The 2,022-nt window shown below is 67.2% G+C and carries 1 protein-coding gene; it reads right to left on the reverse strand.

Annotation, left to right across the window (positions count from 1 at the left end; translation table 11 throughout):
- Positions 1–473: 473 nt before the first annotated feature.
- Positions 474–1,721 (reverse strand): IS256 family transposase, encoded by a 1,248-nt coding sequence (locus tag HOW07_RS19110; protein WP_175118356.1) that lies wholly within the window; start codon positions 1,719–1,721, stop codon positions 474–476.
- Positions 1,722–2,022 lie beyond the last annotated feature (301 nt).

Raw genomic sequence — 2,022 nt, forward strand, 5'->3', positions numbered from 1 at the left:
TGTCCATCTCCTCGTCGTCCTCGGCCCCGTAGACGTTGAGGTCGCTTTGGTCATAACGCCCTGCCATGGCGACGACGATAGTGCCCAGGCACCGCTTGGCGTCAGGACTTCCAGGAAGCTTGCCGGTCCGGCGCGCGTCGATTCGGAGCTATGTCCGGATGGGCAGGTGGCCTCACAGGCATCCAGGACCACCGGACCAACATCGGTGGGACTAGACGTCGAAGCGGTCGGCGTCGGCCACGTCACACATTCGAGGTCGAGATCGTCACTAGAGACTTTGGACAAAGGAGATGCCGTGTCCTTCAACGGAAGACCCATCCAAAGGTCGACTGAAGACCACAAGGCGGCCCTCTGCTGGATTTCGGTGACTAAGACAGGCTTTCAATTCACCCGCGCTCGTCCGATTCCGGTGCTTTAATGGGTCAAGTCCTCTGGAGTGGTGTACGGGATCGGCGTGATTCCTTCGTGGGGTGTTAGGCGCTGATGGCGCCGGCGACGGCGGGGTCCTCCTGTCCGGTCTCGGTGTTGGTGATGAGGGTCAAGCGGGCTTTGGCCAGGGCGTCGAGGCCGAAGTAGCGGCGACCTTCGGCCCATTCGTCGTGCTGCTCGGCGAGCACGGCGCCGACGAGGCGGATGATGCTGGTGCGGTCGGGGAAGATCCCGACGACGTCGGTGCGGCGGCGGATCTCGCGGTTGAGGCGCTCGTTGGGGTTGTTGGACCAGATCTGGCGCCACAGGGCCTTGGGGAAGCCGGTGAAGGCCAGGATGTCGCCGCGGGCGTCGTCGAGGTGGGCGTGGACGTCGGGTAGCTGGGTCTCGACGGCGTCGAGGAGCTTGTCGAACTGGGCCTGGACGGCGGGGGCGTCGACCTGGTCGTAGACCGAGTGCAGCATGGCCTTCACGGCCGGCCAGGACGCCTTGGGGCACTTGGCCATGAGGTTCGCGGCGTAGTGCGTGCGGCACCGCTGCCACGCCGCCCCGGGCAGGGTCGCCCCGATGGCCTCGACCAGGCCGGCGTGGGCGTCGGAGGTCACGAGCTTGACCCCGGTCAGGCCCCGGGCGACGAGGTCGCGGAAGAACGCGAGCCACCCGGCCCCGGACTCGGCGGTGGCGACCTGGACGCCGAGGACCTCGCGGTGGCCGTCGGCGTTGACGCCGGTGGCGACCAGGACGGCGACCTTGACCACTCGGCCGCCCTCGCGGACCCGCATCGTGAGCGCGTCCGCGGCGAGGAATGTGTACGGGCCGGCGTCCAGGGGCCGGGTGCGGAAGTCCTCGACCTGGGCGTCGAGATCCTTGGCCATCTGTGAGACCTGGGACCTGCTCAGCCCGGTGATCCCGAGGGACTGGACGAGCTTGTCCATCCGCCGGGTCGAGACGCCCAGGAGGTAGCAGGTCGCCACCACGCTGGTCAGGGCCGCCTCGGCGCGGCGGCGCCGTTCGAGCAGCCAGTCCGGGAAGTACGACCCGGTGCGCAGCTTCGGGATCGCGACGTCGATGGTCCCGGCGCGGGTGTCGAAGTCGCGGTGGCGGTAACCGTTGCGCCGGTTCGACCGGGCATCGCTCACCTCCCGGTAACCCGCCCCGCAGACCGCGTCGGCATCGGCCGAGAGCAGGGCGTTGATGAACGTGGTGAGCATCTGCCGCAACAGGTCCGGGGACGCCTGGGCGAGGTGCTCCTCCAGGAAGCGGGCAGGGTCGATAATCGATGGTGCGGTCATCGCTGTAGGTCCTCTTCGAGTCGGTTGTGAGAGATCACTCGAAGGATCACGCGGTGACCGCACTCGTCTACGACGACACGCTCACCGGGCTACCGGTACACCACTCTGCAGGACGCAACTCTTTAATGCTCAGCGTCGAGGCATGTTCACCAATCTGGAGGCACCGTGGGAAAGCCAGTGCCGCCCCTTCGTGCATCCGGTCAGGGTCCCAAAGATGGGGAGACCGTCTGGCTCGCTACCCAGGACCTGCGCGCAGAGATCGGTCGGCGGATGAACGTTTCCGACGGGGGCCTCGTCGTCC

It is taken from the genome of Plantibacter sp. MCCC 1A11337 (genome assembly GCF_013349365.1).
In the GTDB taxonomy this organism is placed as follows: domain Bacteria; phylum Actinomycetota; class Actinomycetes; order Actinomycetales; family Microbacteriaceae; genus Plantibacter; species Plantibacter flavus_A.